Origin of the sequence: Roseateles flavus (genome assembly GCF_039872765.1) — a bacterium.
In the GTDB taxonomy this organism is placed as follows: Bacteria; Pseudomonadota; Gammaproteobacteria; order Burkholderiales; family Burkholderiaceae_C; genus Roseateles_B; species Roseateles_B flavus.
This window is the reverse complement of sequence record NZ_JBDPZC010000053.1, coordinates 1-1,147: the sequence shown is the minus strand read 5'-3', so window position 1 is coordinate 1,147 and position 1,147 is coordinate 1. Positions and strand designations below refer to the sequence as shown.

The window sequence follows — 1,147 nt, the reverse complement described above, 5'->3', positions numbered from 1 at the left end:
AAGACCACCGTCCAGCGTGTCATTACCGGTGCCGCCCTGCAGCACGTCGTCGCCGTCGTCGCCATACAGCGCATCGGCTCCTTCGCCACCGTTCAAGGTGTCAGCGCCAAAGCCACCGCCCAGCACATCGTTGCCCGAGCCGCCATCCAGCACGTCGGCCCAGTCGCCGCCAAACAGGGTGTCATTGCCTTCCTTGCCATAGGTGGTGTTCTGGCCACCGGCATAGCCCTGGATGCTGTCGGTGCCCGAGGTGCCCTGCGTCACCGTCTTGCCCTTGATCGCCACCTGGTCCCAGCTCACGCCGTCGGCGAACTGGATCTGGTTGATCTTGGCCTGCCACCAGTTGTCGCTGTGATAGAAGTTGGTCAGGCTCAGGCTGTCTCCCGTCTTGAACGTGATCAGCAGATGGGCACCCACGCGCTCGAAGCTCTTCAGGTCCGTGCTGGCCAGGTCGGTGAACTTCACTACGTCCCAGCGGCCGCCGCTGCCGTCGTTCTGGTTCAGCACGTCCTGGCCGAAGCCGGAGGCGAAGACGAAGGCGTCCTTGCCGAGACCACCGTCCAGCGTGTCATTGCCGGTGCCGCCCTGGAGCACGTCGTCACCGTCGTCGCCATACAGGAAATCGGCACCTTCACCGCCGCTCAGTGTGTCCTGGTCGGCGCCACCTCCCAAGGTGTCTGCGCCTTCGCCTCCGATCAGGAGGTCATGACCTGCTCCCCCCTGGATGGTGTCATTGCCGTCTCGGCCATCAATGGCATCCGCGCCTGCAGTGCCGATAATCGTGTCATTGCCTAGCGATCCCTGCGTGATGGTTCTGCTGCCGATAGCCGCCTGATCCCAGCTCACGCCGTCGGCGAACTGGATCTGGTTGATCTTGGCCTGCCACCACATGTCGCTGTTGTAGTAGTTGCTCAAGGTCAGGCTGTCGCCCGACTTGAACGTGACCACGAGGTGGGCTCCCACGCGCTCGAAGCTCTTCAGGCCCGTGCTGGCCAGGTCAGTGAACTTGACCACGTCCCAGCGGCCGGCGCTGCCATCGTTCTGGTTCAGAACGTCCTGGCCGAAGCCGGAGGAGAACACGAAGGTATCGCTGCCATAGCCACCATCCAGCGTGTCGTTGCCGGCACCGCCCTGGAGCACGTCGCTA

Annotated in this window: 1 protein-coding gene; it reads right to left on the bottom strand. The window is 63.6% G+C overall.

Features of this window, described 5'->3' with window-relative positions; genetic code table 11:
• A partial coding sequence (locus ABDJ40_RS24695) for a calcium-binding protein (RefSeq protein ID WP_347613774.1) occupies window positions 1-1,147 on the bottom strand: 1,147 nt, incomplete at both ends.